The 17,053-nt window shown below is 73.6% G+C and carries 12 protein-coding genes and 1 pseudogene; 9 read left to right on the plus strand and 4 right to left on the minus strand.

Annotated elements, in window-relative coordinates:
• The first annotated feature begins 153 nt into the window (after positions 1 to 153).
• Positions 154 to 2,316, plus strand: coding sequence for a germacradienol/geosmin synthase Cyc2 (cyc2, locus tag AB0472_RS35220; protein ID WP_366362661.1), 2,163 nt, complete (start codon positions 154 to 156; stop codon positions 2,314 to 2,316).
• A 21-nt stretch (positions 2,317 to 2,337) separates the two neighbouring features.
• On the opposite strand, the gene AB0472_RS35225 is transcribed toward cyc2, so the two are convergent.
• Entirely contained in the window at positions 2,338 to 3,171 is an 834-nt protein-coding gene (locus tag AB0472_RS35225; protein WP_366362663.1) for a hypothetical protein, read from the minus strand.
• 161 nt (positions 3,172 to 3,332) lie between these two features.
• Here AB0472_RS35225 and murJ point away from each other — a divergent pair, with 161 nt between their 5' ends.
• The 5 genes and pseudogenes from murJ (at position 3,333) to AB0472_RS35250 (ending at position 8,494) form a co-directional block, all read left to right on the plus strand.
• Positions 3,333 to 5,111: a murein biosynthesis integral membrane protein MurJ gene (murJ, locus tag AB0472_RS35230; RefSeq protein WP_366362665.1), complete on the plus strand. Its 1,779-nt coding sequence runs from the start codon at positions 3,333 to 3,335 to the stop codon at positions 5,109 to 5,111.
• A gap of 103 nt (positions 5,112 to 5,214) precedes the next feature.
• Positions 5,215 to 5,465: pseudogene (locus AB0472_RS35235) on the plus strand (LysR family transcriptional regulator); the annotation flags it as partial.
• Between the two features lie 160 nt (positions 5,466 to 5,625).
• Positions 5,626 to 6,180: a PDZ domain-containing protein gene (locus AB0472_RS35240; RefSeq protein ID WP_366362667.1), complete on the plus strand. Its 555-nt coding sequence runs from the start codon at positions 5,626 to 5,628 to the stop codon at positions 6,178 to 6,180.
• Positions 6,181 to 6,360: 180 nt separating this feature from the next.
• Positions 6,361 to 7,485: an aminopeptidase P family protein gene (locus tag AB0472_RS35245; protein ID WP_366362669.1), complete on the plus strand. Its 1,125-nt coding sequence runs from the start codon at positions 6,361 to 6,363 to the stop codon at positions 7,483 to 7,485.
• 61 nt (positions 7,486 to 7,546) lie between these two features.
• Positions 7,547 to 8,494, plus strand: coding sequence for an aminoglycoside phosphotransferase family protein (locus AB0472_RS35250; protein WP_366362671.1), 948 nt, complete (start codon positions 7,547 to 7,549; stop codon positions 8,492 to 8,494).
• 73 nt (positions 8,495 to 8,567) lie between these two features.
• On the opposite strand, the gene treZ is transcribed toward AB0472_RS35250, so the two are convergent.
• Positions 8,568 to 10,313, minus strand: a complete 1,746-nt coding sequence (treZ, locus tag AB0472_RS35255; protein ID WP_366362673.1) for a malto-oligosyltrehalose trehalohydrolase — start codon at positions 10,311 to 10,313, stop codon at positions 8,568 to 8,570.
• Positions 10,314 to 10,489: 176 nt separating this feature from the next.
• Between treZ and AB0472_RS35260 the strand changes: the two genes are divergently transcribed.
• The 3 genes from AB0472_RS35260 to AB0472_RS35270 all read left to right on the plus strand — a co-directional run bounded on the left by AB0472_RS35260 (position 10,490) and on the right by AB0472_RS35270 (position 12,963).
• Positions 10,490 to 11,041, plus strand: coding sequence for a DUF1707 and FHA domain-containing protein (locus AB0472_RS35260; RefSeq protein WP_366362675.1), 552 nt, complete (start codon positions 10,490 to 10,492; stop codon positions 11,039 to 11,041).
• Between the two features lie 141 nt (positions 11,042 to 11,182).
• Positions 11,183 to 12,550 (plus strand): M14 family zinc carboxypeptidase, encoded by a 1,368-nt coding sequence (locus AB0472_RS35265; protein WP_366362716.1) that lies wholly within the window; start codon positions 11,183 to 11,185, stop codon positions 12,548 to 12,550.
• Positions 12,547 to 12,963, plus strand: a complete 417-nt coding sequence (locus AB0472_RS35270) for an SSI family serine proteinase inhibitor (RefSeq protein ID WP_366362677.1) — start codon at positions 12,547 to 12,549, stop codon at positions 12,961 to 12,963. The genes AB0472_RS35265 and AB0472_RS35270 overlap by 4 nt, the downstream gene beginning before the upstream one ends.
• A gap of 48 nt (positions 12,964 to 13,011) precedes the next feature.
• Here AB0472_RS35270 and AB0472_RS35275 read toward each other — a convergent pair whose 3' ends face one another.
• Together AB0472_RS35275 and treY are read right to left on the minus strand one after the other, a co-directional pair.
• The gene (locus tag AB0472_RS35275; RefSeq protein WP_366362679.1) at positions 13,012 to 14,271 is read right to left on the minus strand and encodes a M14 family zinc carboxypeptidase; all 1,260 of its coding nucleotides are present in this window, start codon (positions 14,269 to 14,271) and stop codon (positions 13,012 to 13,014) included.
• 332 nt (positions 14,272 to 14,603) lie between these two features.
• The gene (gene treY / locus AB0472_RS35280; RefSeq protein ID WP_366362681.1) at positions 14,604 to 16,955 is read right to left on the minus strand and encodes a malto-oligosyltrehalose synthase; all 2,352 of its coding nucleotides are present in this window, start codon (positions 16,953 to 16,955) and stop codon (positions 14,604 to 14,606) included.
• Positions 16,956 to 17,053: the final 98 nt, after the last annotated feature.

A 17,053-nucleotide genomic window follows, 5' to 3' on the forward strand; every position in this document is an offset into this window, starting at 1 on the left:
GGGCAAGACGGTACGGCCGGGCGGCAGAGCCCGCCCACGCCGTGGGCATGCCCCGGCAAAGGCCGCGCCCGGATTCCGCGTCGGTTCACGCGATGGTGTGATCATGTGCCGCGCGGTGGATGGCCCTTGTGGCGCACGGGTAGGGCCCCGGCCATGACGCAGCCGTTCGAACTCCCGCACTTCTACATGCCGTATCCCGCGCGGCTCAACCCGCACCTGGAGGAGGCACGGACCCATTCCACCGAGTGGGCCCGCGAGATGGGCATGCTGGAGGGGTCCGGGATCTGGACCCAGGCCGACCTGGAAGCACACGACTACGGCCTGCTGTGCGGCTACACCCACCCCGACTGCGACGGCCCCGCCCTCTCGCTGATCACCGACTGGTACGTGTGGGTGTTCTTCTTCGACGACCACTTCCTCGACATGTACAAGCGCACCCAGGACCGCGCCGCGGGCAAGGCCCACCTCGACCGGCTCCCGCTGTTCATGCCGCTCGACCCGGCGACACCCGTGCCGGAGCCGCAGAACCCCGTCGAAGCGGGCCTCGCCGATCTGTGGGCGCGCACGGTGCCGTCGATGTCGGTCGACTGGCGGCGGCGCTTCTCGGTCGCCACCGAGCACCTGCTGAACGAGTCGATGTGGGAGCTGTCCAACATCAACGAGGGGCGGATCGCCAACCCCGTCGAGTACATCGAGATGCGCCGCAAGGTCGGCGGCGCCCCCTGGTCGGCCGGTCTGGTCGAGTACGCGACGGCCGAGGTGCCCGCCGTCGTCTCCGGCTCGCGGCCGCTCAGGGTGCTCATGGAGACCTTCGCCGACGCCGTGCACCTGCGCAACGACCTGTTCTCGTACCAGCGCGAGGTGGAGGACGAGGGCGAGAACAGCAACGGCGTCCTGGTCCTGGAGACCTTCTTCGACTGCACCACCCAGGAGGCCGCCGACGCGGTCAACGACATCCTCACCTCCCGCCTCCACCAGTTCGAGCACACCGCCCTCACCGAAGTGCCGGCCCTCGCCGTCGACAAGGGCCTCACCCCCGACCAGACCGCCGCGATCGCCGCCTACACCAAGGGCCTCCAGGACTGGCAGTCCGGCGGCCACGAATGGCACCTGCGCTCCAGCCGCTACATGAACCAGGGCGCGCTGCCCTCCTCGCCGTGGCAGCGGCTCACCGGCCCCGGCACCTCCGCCGCGGACGTCGGCGCCCTGCTGGCCGCGGCCGCCACGGAGCGCCTGCGCGCCTACACCCACGTGCCCTTCCAGCAGGTCGGCCCCTCCCTCCTGCCCGACTTCCACATGCCGTACGAGGTCGAGCTCAACCCGCATCTCGACGCCGCCCGGCCCCGGCTGACCGCCTGGATGCACGGCACCGGCATGCTGTCCGAGGGCGTCTGGGACGAGGACCGGCTCGCCGCCTCGGACCTCGTGCTGTGCGCCGCGGGACTCGACCCCGACGCCACCCCCGAGGAACTCGAGCTCAGTGCCCAGTGGCTTGCCTGGGGCACCTATGCCGACGACTACTACCCGCTCTGCTTCGGCACCCGACGCGACCTGGCCGGCGCCCGGCTCGCCACGGCCCGCCTCTCGGCGTGCATGCCCCTCGCCGACGAACCCGTGCCGGTGCCGGCCACCGGTATGGAACGCGGCCTCACCCACCTGTGGGCCCGCACCACCGCCGGGATGAACCCGAAGGACCGGCTCGCCCTCAAACAGTCCGTCGACATGATGACCGAGAGCTGGCTCTGGGAGATCTCCAACCAGCTCCAGCACCGCATCCCCGACCCGGTCGACTACCTGGAGATGCGCCGGTCCACCTTCGGCTCCGACCTCACCCTGAGCCTGGCCCGCAGTGGCCACGGCCCCGCGATCCCTCCGGAGGTGTACCGCAGCGGCCCGGTGCGCTCCCTGGAGAACGCCGCCATCGACTACGGCATGCTCGTCAACGACGTCTTCTCCTACCAGAAGGAGATCCAGTACGAGGGCGAGCTGCACAACGCCGTCCTCGTCGTGCAGAACTTCTTCGGCGTCGACTACCCGACCGCGCTCCACGTCGTGCACGACCTGATGACCCGGCGGATGCAGCAGTTCGAACACGTCGTCGCAAGCGAACTGCCGGTTGTGTACGACGACTTCGAGCTGTCCGCCGAGGCGCGCGCGGCCATGGACGACTACGTCCGCGACCTGCAGAACTGGATGGCCGGGATCCTCAACTGGCACCGGCACGTCGACCGCTACAAGGCGGACCACCTGGCCCGCCGGGCCCACGGATTCGTCCCGGACCGCCCCCCGCTCGCCCCGGTGCTTCCGGTCGGCTGACGGCGCCCAGCCCGCGGGTCCCTACTCGAGGGAGGCGTGCAGACCCCGGGCCCGCCCGGCCTGCGCCAGGTCGCCCAGCCGCTCGAACTCCTCGGCCAGCCGCAGCAGCGGTGCCGGATCGAGGTCCGTGCTGCTGCCGGGCCGCAGCAGCAGGCGCTGGTCCATGAACATGCCGTCCAGGCGGCGGATCAGCGCCACCCGGGCGAGCTCGGTCATCCCCTGTTCGGCCGCCGGCCGGGTCCACGTCGACAGCGGCAGGCCGGCCGGGTCGCCCGGGACCTCGTGCCGTACCGATTCCCACAGGGGCGGCCGGGGGTGCGGGTCGAGCAGGTCGTAGGCGCAGCCTTCGTCCGCGTTCAGCAGGAGGAAGTCGGGCTCGGTGCGCAGCAGGGCCGCGTGCAGCATGCCGAGCAGCGCGACGGGGGAGCGGCCGGGCAGGCCCAGGGCGGCGCGGAGTTCGGCGCGCTCCTCGTCGATGCCGTGGTACTCGCGGATCTCCTCCTCGATCTCGGTGACGCGCGCGAGGATCGCCGTCTCGCCGTCCGCCGGAGACAGGTCCAGGAGGTCACGCCAGCCCGGCAGGCCGATCACGATCTCCAGCGCCTCGTCGACGGACGACCCTATGATCCCGGCCGAGCCCTCCGAGTCCGCGTAGAGCAACGAGCCGTCCGCGCACACGAAGTAGGTGCCACCGGTGTCGCTTCCCGCCACCGCTTCCAGCGAGCCGCCGGAGGCGAGACGAACCGGCTCGGCATGGCCGTGGACGGCCCGGTCCAGGTCGAAGTCGAAGGGAAACGCCGCGAGTTCGGCCAGGCGGCGGTGCTGCCGGAGCAGCCGCAGGCAGTGATCGGTCATGTCACAGAACGTAACAGCCGCCACTGACAACGGCGTCCGACGACGGCGTCCGACGCGGGGTGCGGGACGGCCTCGACAGGACCGTCCGTCCGTGTTGCCGCGCCGCCGGTATGGTGGCGGGTCCGTTCAGCTGGTCGGAGATTCGGAGCGCTGGGACACGCATGGATGCTGAGGGCGACGGCAGCCACACGGCCGCCCGTGACTTCGACACGCTCCGGATCCGCCGCGTGTCCGGCGCCGCCGCAGGCGTGAACTCCGCCGTGACACAGGCGAATCCGGCTCCGGGTGAAAGCCCGGACGCCGGGCGGTCGCCCGGTCTCATGAAGTCCAGCGCCCTGATGGCGGCCGGAACCCTCGTTTCACGCCTGACCGGATTTCTGCGCACCCTGGTCATGGGGGCCGCGCTGGGTGTGGGCACGCTCAACGACACCTACCAGGTCGCCAACACGCTCCCCACCATGATCTACGTGCTGGTCGGCGGGGGAGCCCTCAACGCCGTCTTCATCCCGCAGTTGGTGCGTTCCATGAAGGAGGACTCCGACGGGGGCGCCGCATACGCGAACCGTCTCATCACCCTGGTCATCACATTCCTCGGGTCGACGACCCTGATATGTGTCATCGCGGCGCCGGAATTCATCCGTCTCATGTCGCCCTCGATGGCCGGCCACCCCGACCAGATGCGGGTTGCGGTCGCCTTCGCCCGCTACTGCCTGCCCACGATGTTCTTCATGGGGATGCACGTGGTGATGGGGCAGATCCTGAACGCGCGGGGGCGGTTCGGCGCCATGATGTGGACGCCCGTCCTGAACAACATCCTGATCATCGCCGCTTTCGGGTCGTTCGCCTGGGTTTTCGGTACGGCCTCCCGCTCGGGGATCTCGGCATCGACGATCACACCGCAGGGAATACGGCTGCTCGGTGTCGGCACCCTTCTGGGGCTCGCGGTCCAGGCCCTGGCCATGGTCCCCTACCTGCGCGACTCCGGATTCCGGATCCGTCTCCGCCTCGACTGGCGGGGCCATGGTCTCGGGAAGGCTCTCGGCCTGGCGAAATGGACCTTCCTGTTCGTGCTCGTCAACCAGGCCGGCATGGTCGTCGTGACGCGTCTCGCCACCGCCGCCGGTGCGACCGCGGAGAAGACCGGACACCCCGGTACCGGCATCACCGCGTACAACTACGCGCTCCTCCTCTGGCAGATGCCACAGGCCATCATCACCGTCTCCGTGATGACAGCCATTCTTCCCCGGATCGCCCGCGCGGCCGCCGACGACGACCACGCAGCGGTCCGGGACGACATCTCACGGGGACTGCGAACGTCAGCGGTCGCCATCGTTCCCTGTGCTTTCGCGTTCCTCGCTCTCGGAGTGCCTCTGATCCAACTGCTCTACGCCGGAGCCGGGGAGGAAGGCGCCCGCAACATCGGCTTCGTCCTGATGGCCTTCGCCCTGGGGCTGATCCCGTACTCGGTGCAGTACGTGGTGCTGCGCGGGTTCTACGCCTACGAAGACACCCGGACACCCTTCTTCAACACCCTCGTCGTCGCGCTCGTGAACGCCGCCGGATCCTTCGCCGCCTATCTCCTGCTTCCCGCGCGGTGGGCCGTGACCGGTATGGCGCTCGCCTACGGCCTGGCCTACGTCGTCGGCGTCGGTGTCGCCTGGAGGCGGCTCCGCAGGCGGCTCGGCGGCGACCTCGACGGCCGGCGGGTCGCAAGGACCTACGCCCGTCTCGTCGGGGCCGCCCTTCCCGCGTCCCTGGCGGCCGGATCGGTCACCGCCTGGCTGATGACAGTGATCCACACCCCCGTCGTCGCCGCGCTCACGGCACTCGCCGCGGGAGCGGCCGTGATGACCGCTCTGTTCGTCCTTCTCGCGCGGATGACGGGCGTCGACGAGGTCGAGGCCATGGTGCGTGTGGTGCGGGCGCGTCTCGGCCGCTGAACGACAGGGGCGGCCGGGAGCCGGCCGGCGGGGTCCCTGCCTCATACCGACAGCCGTACCCCGCTCGCCGGCTTCGGTGACCGCCGCCCGGGCCAGTGCCCGGATCACCGGATGCGGGCGGGGCACCGTCGCCCGCCTCGCCTCCTTCGCGGAGGCCGTGTGCGAACTGGGCTGCACCCGGTCCGCGGTCTCCCGGCGATCGCGGCCCTCGAACAGGACCTCGGCGCTCCCCTGCTCACCCGCCGCCCGGCGACCCCGACGGCGGTCGGTGAACGACTCCTGGAACACGTCGGCCCGCTGCTGCTGCGCCTGGAGGCGGCGCGCGCCGACGTCGTACGGATCGTCGCTCACCCTCCTCGTCCTGATCCTCCCCCGACGGCCGCACTGTCACCGCGCTGGCCGCCGCCGGCCACGGCCTCACCCGCCTTCCCGCCGTCGCCCCAGGGGCAGTCTCACTCGTTCGTGTCTCGTCGCGCCCGTGTGCGCCGGGTAGAGCTCGGGGTGGAGGCGAACCATGGAACAGACCGCATTGCGTCCCAAGCCGATCCCCGGTCAGGAGCGCGGGTACAGCCCCCCGTCCGACCCGGCCCGCCGACCGCACGCCGCGCGCCGGCGTGGCCGCCACCTCAGGACCCTGGTGTTCGGCGCGCTCGTCGGCACCGTCCTGGTGCTGTCCGGGGTCGGCCTAGGCACGGTGGGTGCCACGGTGATCGGCATGAGCAGACTGGCGGAACTGCACCGGCAGGCCCCGCCGCCGACACCGCGCCCCGCAGCCGCGGTCACCCCCACCCCCTCGCCGACGGCCGCCGCGACCCTGGGCCTGGAGGCCGTGGACGCCGAGCAGGTGGGCGCACTGGTGACGGGCGTCCACGTGCCGGGCCCGGGCTACACGGCGGGGCTGGTGCGCGGCGACGTCCTGCTCCAGTTCGGTGCCCGGCGCATCGACAGCGCGGCCGACCTGGTCCGCGCGGTGACCGACGCCCGGCCGGGGAAGGTGGTCGGACTCACCGTGCGGCACGCGAGCGGCGGGTACCAGCAGCTGACAGTGGTGCCGGGCATCGTCACCTGAGAAGGCCCGCCCGGACGCGCCCCGAGCGGCGCGGGGAACCGCGCGACCAGCCGCAATCCACCCGCACCGGCGCCACAACCGCAGCTCACGACGGCGGCTTCGGCCAAACCGGCTCGCGCACCCCCGCCGCACCCGGCAGGATGCTCCCGAGGCACCCTCACCCGCGCAAGGAGGCCCTGGATGACCGGCACGGCCGCCCCCTTCACCGCCGGCGACTACAAGTCCCGCATGACGCGCGCAGCGCACACCGCGGCGGACGCCGGACTCGCCGGCCTCCTGATCGCCCCCGGCCCCGACATGGTGTGGCTCACCGGCTACACCCCCACCGCCGTCACCGAGCGGCTCACCCTCCTCGTCCTGACCCCCGGCCGGGACCCCGTGCTGGTCGTCCCCACCCTGGAGGCCCCCGACGCCGAGAAGGCCGACGGCGCGGCCGTGCTGACCCTGCGGGACTGGACCGACGGCACCGACCCCTACGCCGTGGCCGCCGACCTGGTCGCCAAGGACGGCCGCTTCGGTATCAGCGACAATGCCTGGGCCATGCACCTGCTGGGCCTGCAGCGGGCACTCCCCGACACCTCCTACGCCTCCCTCACCGACGCGCTCCCCATGCTCCGCGCCGTCAAGGACGCCGCCGAACTCGAACTCCTCGCCGCCGCCGGAGCGGCTGCCGATGCGACGTTCGAGGAGATCCGCGGGGTTCCCTTCGCCGGCCGCCGCGAGTCCGACGTCGGCCACGACCTCGCCGACCTGCTGCGCCGTTTCGGCCACGAACAGGTCGACTTCACCATCGTCGGCTCAGGCCCCAACGGCGCCAACCCGCACCACGAGGTCGGCGACCGGGTCATCCAGGACGGCGACATGGTCGTCCTCGACTTCGGCGGCCTCAAGGACGGCTACGGCTCCGACACCACCCGCACCGTGCACGTGGGCCCGCCGTCCGCCGAGGAGCGCGAGGTGCATGACATCGTGCGCGCCGCCCAGGAGGCCGGCTTCCGGGCCGTCCGCCCCGGCGCCGCCTGCCAGGAGGTCGACCGGGCCGCCCGCGCGGTCATCGCCGACGCCGGGTACGGCGAGTTCTTCATCCACCGCACGGGCCACGGCATCGGCGTCACCACGCACGAGCCGCCGTACATGATCGAGGGCGAGGAGCAGCCGCTGGTGCCCGGGATGTGCTTCTCCGTGGAGCCCGGCATCTACCTGCCCGGCCGCTTCGGCGTGCGGATCGAGGACATCGTCACGGTGACCGCGCAGGGCGGCCGTCGTTTCAACAACACCACCCGCGAGATGGTCGTCGTGGCCTGACCGACCGGCCCCGGAACCACCCGCCCGACCCCACCCCTCCCGAACGGCAACGGCGCGATCCATGACCCAGGCACCGACTCCCACCGCGGACACCGTCCGCAAACTGGTCCGTTCACTGCTCAAGGAGAGCACGGACGGCGCCTCGGGCCCCGAGGTGCGGCCCGTCGCGGAGGGCGGTGAACACTCCACCTGGTGGGTCGGCACCCGGCACGTTCTGCGGCTCGCCCCCGACCGGGAGGCCTCCGTGCGCCGGCGCCGCGAACTGCGGCTGCGCGACCTGATGCGGCCGCACCTGCCCGTCGCGGTCCCGACCGGCGTGGCGCACGGCGAGTGGGCGCCGGGGCTGACGTACACGCTGGACACCGTGATCCCCGGGGGTACCGCCGAGGAGCACGACGTCTCCGCGGTGGGCGAGGCGGACCTGGCCGGGCTGCTCACCGGGCTGCGCGAGGTGCCGGTCCGGCAGGCCGAGACGCTCGGTGTGCCGCGCACCGCGCCGCGTTCCCTGGAGGCGCTGCGCAGGATGGCGGTGGCCGCCGCCGAACGGCTCGCCGCCGCCGACGAGTTCGACCCTTCCCGGCTGCTCCAGCTGACCCCGCCGGGTGCCGCGCAGCTCGCCGCCCAGCCCGGCACCGCCGTGCTGGTCCACCACGACCTCAAGGGCGAGCACCTGGTGGTCAGTGCCGACGGCAGGGTGCGCGGCGTCCTCGACTGGACCGACGCGGCGGTCGGCGACCCCGCCGAGGACATCGCCGGGCTCGCCCTCGCGGTCGGCTCCGGCGCGGCCGTCCGCGCGGCGACCCTCGCGGGCTACGGCGCCCGGCCCTGCCTGCGCGGCCTGTGGCTGGCCCGCTGCGACACCGTCGTCCGTCTCACCGACCGCCTCGAAGGCCGCGACGACAGCCCCCTGCCGCTGCTGCGCACCCAACTCCGCCGCGCCTGGGAGACCATCCTGCTGGAGCGGGTGACGGAGCTGCGCGAGGAGACCGAGGGCGACGAGGAGCTGTAGCGGGGCGCCCGGAGCCGGGGGCCCGGAGCCGGGGGCCCGGAGCCGGGTGGTCCGGCCGGGGTCCCGGGCGGGGTCAGGCCTGGGTGAGCACCACGCACGACTCGCCCGGCACCCGCAGCACCCCGTCCGGGTCGGGTGTCGCCACGGTGTCCCAGGCGGCCAGCACCTCCACCCGGCCGGTGCCGAGCGGGATCTCGGCCGGCTCCTTGCCCAGGTTCACCGCCACCCGCACGTCCCCGCGCCGGAACGCCAGCCAGCGGGCCGCCTCGTCGTACGCCACCTTGGTGTCGGCGAGGTCGGGGTCGGTGAGGTCCGGCTGCTCGCGGCGCAGCGTCAGCAGGCGGCGGTACCACTCCAGCACGCCCGCGTGCGGCTCGCGTTCCGGCTCCGACCAGTCCAGGCAGGACCGGTCCCGGGTCGCCGGGTCCTGCGGGTCGGGCACGTCCTCCTCGGCCCACCCGTGCGCCGCGAACTCCCGCCGCCTGCCCCGGCGTACGGCGTCGGCGAGGTCCGGGTCCGTGTGGTCGGTGAAGAACTGCCAGGGGGTGCCGGCCGCCCACTCCTCACCCATGAACAGCATCGGCGTGAAGGGCGCGGTCAGGATCAGTGTGGCGGCGCAGGCCAGCAGACCGGGGGAGAGGGCCGCCGAAAGCCGGTCGCCCTGGGCGCGGTTGCCGATCTGGTCGTGGGTCTGGGTGTAGCCGAGCAGCCGGTGCCCGGCCGTCCGTGCGCGGTCCAGCGGGCGGCCGTGCCGGCGGCCGCGGAAGGCGGAGTACGTGCCGTCGTGGAAGTAGCCGCCGGTGAGCGTCTTGGCGAGGGCGAAGAACGGGGCGCGGGCGAAGTCGGCGTAGTAGCCCTGGGACTCGCCGGTCAGCGCGGCGTGCAGGGCGTGGTGGAAGTCGTCGTTCCACTGCGCGTCCAGGCCCAACCCGTGTTCCGCGCGCGGGGTGATGACCCGCGGGTCGTTCAGGTCGGACTCGCCGACGAGGAACAGCGGCCGCCCCGACTCGGCCGCCAGGGCCGCCACGGCGGACGACAGCTCCTCCAGGAAGTGGCACGCGCGCGTGTCGCACAACGTGTGCACGGCGTCCAGGCGCAGCCCGTCGATCCGGTAGTCGCGCAGCCAGGCCAGCGCGCTGCCCACCAGATACGCGCGCACCTCGTCCGACCCGGGCGCGTCCAGGTTCACGGCGGAACCCCAGGGCGTCTGGTGCGCGTCCGTGAAGTAGGGCCCGAAGGCGGGCAGGTAGTTGCCGGAGGGGCCGAGATGGTTGTGCACGACGTCCAGGACGACACCCAGGCCGAGTTCATGGGCCCGGTCGACAAAGCGTTTCAGCGACTCGGGGCCGCCGTACGGCTCGTGCACCGCCCACAGCGAGACGCCCTCGTACCCCCAGCCGTGCCGCCCGGGGAACGGGCACAGCGGCATCAACTCGACGTGCGTGACACCCAGTTCCCGCAGATGGCCGAGGCGGCCGGCGGCCGCGTCCAGGGTGCCCTCGGGGGTGTACGTGCCCACGTGCAGCTCGTAGAGGACGGCGCCGGGCAGCGCGCGCCCCGGCCAGGCGGCTCGCCACTCGTGGCGTTCGTGGTCGACGACCGCACTGAGCCCGTCCGGCCCGTCCGGCTGGCGGCGCGAGCGCGGGTCGGGCAGCACCGGGCCGCCGTCCAGCGCGAACCCGTAGCGGGTGCCGTCCTCGGCGGCCGCCTCCCCGGCCCACCAGCCGGACCGGTCCGGGTCGCGCTCCAACGCGCGCGTGGCGCCGTCGCAATGGAGCGTCACACGGTCTGCCTGCGGTGCCCACACCTCGAACTGCACGGACGGTCCCCTTCGTCTGGCTCATCGTGAGGTAGTACGTCCATCGTGCCGTGAAAAGAGATCAATCCGCTTTGAATCCCGGCTTTGCGGAACGGGTGTCGCCGTCCGTACGTGCGCGTGACGGCCGTTTCCCTGTTTTCTGGACACCCGGGGTTCACTGACCCAGAATCGGCAGCGTGACGTCGTCCTTCGAGTTCCACACCTACCCCGCGCGGCTGTCCGACGCGGAGCGCGACAAGGCGCTGAGCGTGCTGCGTGACGGCGTCGCCATGGGACGGCTGTCGCACGACACGTTCGTGCGTCGCATGGAGCTGGCGCTCGCCGCCCGGCGTTCCGACGAACTCGCGGCGCTCACCGCAGACCTGCCGCAGGAGAGCCGCTTCGCGCGCGTGCTCTTCGGCACCGTCGAGGCCGTCTCCGGTTTCACCGTGCGGCTGCGCCGGGCCTGGCAGGCCGAACGGCTGCCCAAGCTGATGCTCCCGCACCCGGGCAACGACCATCCGCTGCGCATCGGCCGCGACCCCGCCAACGGGCTGCGGCTCAACCACGAGACGGTCTCGCGGGTGCACGCCGAACTCCGCCGGCAGGGCGGCCTGTGGGTCCTCAGGGACCTCGGCTCCACCAACGGCACGACCGTGAACGGCCGCCGGGTGACCGGCGCCGCCGTCGTCCGCGAGGGCGACCAGGTCGCGTTCGGCCGGATGGCGTTCCGGCTCGCGAGCGGCTGAACCCGGGGCCGCCCCGCCGCCACCCGGCCGTGTCCCGGGCGATGGCCGAAAAACGATTGTCCGTCGCGGTGTTGACGTGCCCCGCAAGTCGTGACTGACTGTGCGGGAACCATGTACACCATGTGAAGTGACGGCACCGTTCTGTGGAGGTGTGACCTGCCGCCCCTCCTCCGCTACCCGTCCGTGGACGAGCTCGCCGCGCGGGCGGCCGCACTGGTCGCCGACCGCCCCCGGGACGCCAGGCTGCGCCGGGCCGGGACCTCCCGCGCGGGCACCCCGATATGGCTGCTTTCCATCGGTCACGGAACCCGCCACGTCCTCGTCGTCGCAGGCCCGCACGCCAACGAACCCGTCGGCGGCGCCACCGTCCTGCGGCTCGCCGACCGGCTGCTGGCCGACCCGAGGCACACCGAGGACGCCGACGTCACCTGGAACCTGCTGCTGTGCCTGGACCCGGACGGCGCGCGGCGCAACGAGGGGTGGCTGGCCGGACCGTACGACCTCGGCCACTACTTCCGCAATTTCTTCCGGCCCGGCTTCCTGGAGCAGCCCGAGTGGCTGCCCGACGGCGCGGCCGCCGCCGCGCTGCCCGAGACCAGGGTCCTGCTCGGCCTCCAGGACGAGCTGCGGCCCTTCCTCCAGTGCTCGCTGCACGGCGTCGACGTCGGCGGCGGCTTCGTCGAGCTGACCCGCGAGCTGCCGGGCCTCGACCGGCGCCTCGCGCACGCCGCGACCCGGCTCGGCATCCCCCGCGAACTCGGCGCCTACGACACCCTGTACTGGCCCACCCTGGGACCGGCCGTCTACCGCGTCCCGCCGCCGCGCCGGGGCGATCTGGCCGCCGCCATCACCGAGGCCGCCGTCGAGTCCACCTGGTTCCACCCCCACCGGCACGGCACCGTCACCGCCATCGTCGAGGCGCCCATGTGGGGCGTGGCCGCCGTCCAGGACGGCACACCGCCCGTCGACCGGGACGCGGCACTGCGCTCGGTCAGCCGGACCCTGCGGCGCGACACGGAGCTCCTGGACGGCGTGCTGGCCCGGGTCAGGCCGCAGCTGTACGCGGCGCCGGACGCGGCCCGGCTGCTCGCGCCGGTCGAGGACTACCTGCTGGTCCGCCCCGGCCTCGCCGACGCCTGGGACCCCGACACGGACGCCGGCAGCGCCCGCCCGCTGCCCCCGCTCAGCTCCGCCCACCTGGCCGCCCTGCGCATCGCCGGGCGCCGGCTGGCCCTGCGCACCGCCGGGATGCTGCACCAGCTCCTGCGCAGCACCGGGCGCGACCCGGCCGCCGCGCTGCCCGACCTGGACCGGCTGATCGACACCTGGTGCGCGGACTACCACGGCGCCCTCGGCGCGCGCTGGATCCCGGTCGCCCGCCAGGCCGAGTACCAGACACGGGTGGTCCTGAGCGCCTTCGAACTGGCACACCGCCAGGTGCGGGTGCCTGCCCGATCGGGTGAGCCGGACTGGGGAACCCAGCCCGCCGTGCCGATGCACGGGGAATGACACCTCTCAGCAAAGCGACAGCGGCCTGCGGTGCCCTGCTGGCCGCGGCCGCCCTCCTCGCCGCCGGACCGGCCCAGGCCGCGCCGGCCGCGACGCGCGGCGGCGACTACCTGTACCTGACCGTCACCCAGGGCGAGAACCAGTCGGACGACGCGCGCGGCACCGTCCTGCTGTGCGACCCGCCCCAGGGGTACGCGCACGCGGCCGAGGCCTGTGCCCAACTGGCCACGGCGGACGGTGACATCGCCCGCATCACCCCGGCCAAGGACGCGATGTGCCCGATGGTCTACGCGCCGGTGACCGCCCAGGCGCGCGGGCAGTGGAACGGCAGGCCGGTCGAGTACCTCGAGACGTTCCCGAACGCCTGCCAGATGGCGGCCCGGACCGGACCGGTCTTCGCCCTCGACGACTGAGCCCCGGGGCGGCGTGCGGCCCCACCGGCCGACCACGGAGCCCGGGCCTCACGCCGCCTGCTCCCGTGCGTGCTGCGCGGCCGCCAGCACCGTCCTGGACTGATGCTCCACCTGGCGCTCCAGCGGCACCCAGCGGGCCTGGAAACGCTCGGCGTAGGCCTCGCACCAGGAGGCCACCAGCTCCTCCAGCCGCGGTGCCGCGCGGTCGTCCGCCTCCCGCAGCACCCGCAGCAGCATGGACGCCGCCCGCAACGGCAGCCGCCGCCCGAAGGCGTCCACGCTGCCGACGTACGCCATGGTGGTGTCGACCGGCGGCCGCCGGCTCCAGTCCTCGGCCAGTCCGGGGATCAGCCCCAGCGCCCACCGGGCGGCCCGCAGCAGCGGCCCGTCCAGGCCGCCCGGGCCGTCCAGCCGGGGCAGTGCCTCGGCCAGCACCTGCTCCACCTGCCGCGAGTCCCGCAGCAGCCGCCGCGCCAGCCGCTGCATCGCCGCCGCGGGAGCCGGGTGCGGCGCCGGGTCGTCGACCAGGTCGCTCGCCCACATCGGCACCTCGACCACCGCCGTGAGACCGCCGTACCGGTGCGCGTGGTACCAGGTGCTGTGCCGTGCGTCGTCCGGCATGCTCGGGTACGCCACCCCCGTCTCCGGACCCGGCATCACCCGCACCCCGGGCCCCGAGTGCGGCCAGCCCGCGGCGTCCGAGGCGCCCGTCTCCACCGGGATGTGCAGCTCCGCCGCGGACTTGGCGAACGGTTCGGCGAGCCCCGGCACGTCCCTCGTCAGCTGTACCCAGCTGCCGCCCAGATCGGTGCCGTGCAGGGTGACCTGGAGGTAGGGGCGCAGTTCGTCGATCACCCCGAGCAGGGCCCGGGTCTCGGGCGGCAGCCGGTCCGGCGGCAGCACCGACGGGGACCACTCCGGCTGCTCCGGGCCCGCCGGCCGGTAGAAGCCGAGGTGGTAGTCGAACAGGCTGCTCGGGGCCGGGGTGACGTGCAGGCTCGCCCCGTCCGGGTCCGCGCAGAGCAGGAAGTGCCAGGAGTTCTCCGCCCGCAGCTCCCGCTCGTTCAGCACCCGTTCGGCCAGTACCTGGAGGGTGCCGCCCCCGGTCGGCTCGTTGGCGTGGGCACCCGCGACCACCAGGACCGCCCGGCGGGCGTGTCCGACGGACAGCAGGTGCAGCGGTCTGCCCGCGCGGGAGACGCCGATCTGCCGCAACGTGCACAGACCGGGCCGGTGCGCGGCGAGCGCCCGGGCGGTGGCGACGAGTTCGGGAACACTGGGGTAACGCAGCTCCGGCAGGAGACTCACCCCCGACTTGTCCGCCCGGCTTCGCATTCCCCAGTCCCGCACGGCATAGGTGAACTGTCAAGAACCTCCCGGGGGAGGCTCCAGGGGGCGCCCAGAGGCGTGTGCCGTCGGCCGGCGGGGCTGTTGGCGCCGACCGGGGTGCGAAGCCACTACGGGGCGCGGAACGGCTCCGCGCGCCGATAACCGACGCGGTCGGCGCCCGGCAAGTTTCAGCAAACCGACGGATCAGCCACATATTCACTCGTACGAGTGAATTCTGGTACCAGTTCCCGGCAGTTCCCGGCAGTTCCCGTCGGTTCCCGTCGGTTCCCGTCGGTTCCCGTCAGCTCCCGTCAGTCCTCGTCCCCCACCCGCTCCAGCAGCGCCACCGGCAGCCGCTCGAAGAGCTCGTCCACGCGCGCGTGCCCCGTGAACTCCCGCCCCGGCGCCAGCGCGTCCGCCCAGCGGCCCGGCGGCAGCGGCAGGACCGTGTCCCGCCAGCCGCCCGCCTCGGCCAGCCGCAGCGACAGCCGGGTCACCGCCGTGACCACCTCCCCGGAGCGCGCGAACGCCAGGCAGTGCGCCGCGGCCGGCCCCTCGGCGGTCAGCGGCGCGTACGTCGCCGTGCCGCCGAACACGTCCGGGCGCCGCGCCCGCAGCCGCAGCGCCGCCGCCGTCACCGCGTCCTTCTCGCCCGGGTGCGCCGGCGGGAAAGCGACCGGCCGCCGGTTGTCCGGGTCCACCAGCGCCCGGTACTCGCCCTCCGTGCCCTGGTAGACGTCCGGCACCCCCGGCATCGTCAGATGCACCAGGGCCGTCCCCAGCACGTTCGCCCGCACGTGCGGCCCCAGCGCGGCCCGGAAGGCCGCCACGCGCTCTCCCGGCGCCCCGCACGGCCCCGCCGCGACGAACGAGACCACCGCCTCCTCGTAGGGCGGCTCCTGCTCCGTCCAGCTCGTGTACAGGCCCGCCTCCCGCACGTGCTTCACCAGCGCCCCCCGGACCCGCTCCGGATCCGCCGGGCCGAGCCCGAACACCGTCTGCCAGGCCGCCCAGGCCAGCTGTGCGTCCGGCACCCCCTCCTCGTCCCGGGTCACCTCGGCCAGCAGGTCCACCCAGCGCTGCGGGCACTCCGTCAGCACCGCGAGCGCGGCCCGCACGTCGGCGCTGCGCTTGGTGTCGTGCGTCGTCACCACCGTCCCGGTGAGCGGCCAGTCGCGCTGCACGCGCGCGCAGTACGCGTGGAAGGCGCCCGGGGAGACACCGGGGCTGCCCGGGTCCCCGCCCACCTCGGTCGCCGACAGCAGCGGCACGTAGCGGTAGAACGCCGTGTCCTCCACGGACTTCGCCCGCAGCGCCGACGCGGTCTGCGCGAACCGGGTCCGGAACTCCGCGACCCCCGGCCCGTCGCCCGCCAGGAGCAGCCCGCGCACCACGTCCACCGCCCCGCCCTCCGCGGGCACCACGAAGGCCCGCCGGGCCTCCTCGGCGGCCTCCGCGGTGACCACGGCGGCCACGTCGCCGCAGCCGTACGGCCGGTACACCCGCATCCGTACCAGCAGCTCCTGCAGCGCGGTGCGCAGCGCCCAGGGCGCCCGGTCGCGCAGCGCGGGATCCGGCGACGTCGCGCACACGCGCGTGGCCGCCCGTGTCAGCCGGTCCGTCTCGGCCGCCAGCTCGTGCGTGATCACCTTGTACGCCGCCCGCCGCACCGTGGCCGGCCAGTCGCCGCCCCGGTCCGTCTGCGGGGCCGCGAACCCGCGGTACCCGACGAGCAGTTCACCGGCGCCCGCGGGATCCGTGAACAGGCCGTCCACGTGCCGCAGGGCGTCGTACCCGGTGGTCCCCGCGACCGCCCAGCCGGCCGGCAGGCGCTCGCCGTCGGCCAGGATCTTCTCCACGACCGTCCAGCGCCCGCCGGTCGCCTCGTGCAGCCGCGCGAGATACCCGTCGGGGTCGGCCAGGCCGTCGGGATGGTCCACGCGCAGCCCGTCCACCACACCCTCGTGCAGCAGCTGGAGGATCTTGCCGTGGGTGGCCTCGAACACCTCCGGGTCCTCCACCCGCACCCCGATCAGCTCCGAGATGCTGAAGAACCGGCGGTAGTTCAGCTCGGTCCGGGCCAGCCGCCACCACACCGGGCGGTACCACTGCGCGTCCAGCAGCTCCGGCAGCGGCAGGTCCGCGGTGCCGGCGCGGAGCGGGAAGGCGTGCTCGTGGTAGCGCAGCACGTCCCCGTCCACCGTCAGCTGCCCGAGCACCTCGCCGACCGGCCCGCCCAGCACCGGCACCAGCAGCTGGCCGCCCTGCGCCTCCCAGTCGACGTCGAACCAGCGCGCGTACGGCGACTTCGGGCCCTCCCGGAGCACCTCCCACAGGGCGTGGTTGTGCCGGGGGGACATCGCCATGTGGTTCGGCACGATGTCCACGACGAGGCCGAGACCGTGCTCCCGCGCGGCGCGCGACAGCGCCCGCAGCCCCTCCTCGCCGCCGAGCTCCTCGCGCACGCGCGCGGGGTCCACGACGTCGTAGCCGTGCGTGGAGCCCGGGACCGCCTCCAGGACCGGGGAGAGGTGGAGGTGGGAGACGCCGAGCGAGGCCAGGTACGGCACAGCGGCCTGGGCGGCCGAGAAGGGGAAGCCGGGCTGGAGCTGGAGTCGGTAGGTGGCTGTCGGCACGGTGAGGACGGTTCGCTCGGCTGTCATGCGGACCTATGTACCCGTCTGGTCGGCTTATGTGTCACGGGGTGCGGGACCGCGCCCCGAAGGGGCGCTGGGGGTGCCCCCGGCCGAAGGCTGGGGGA

The sequence above is a fragment of the Streptomyces sp. NPDC086777 genome (assembly GCF_040702065.1).
GTDB lineage: Bacteria > Actinomycetota > Actinomycetes > Streptomycetales > Streptomycetaceae > Streptomyces.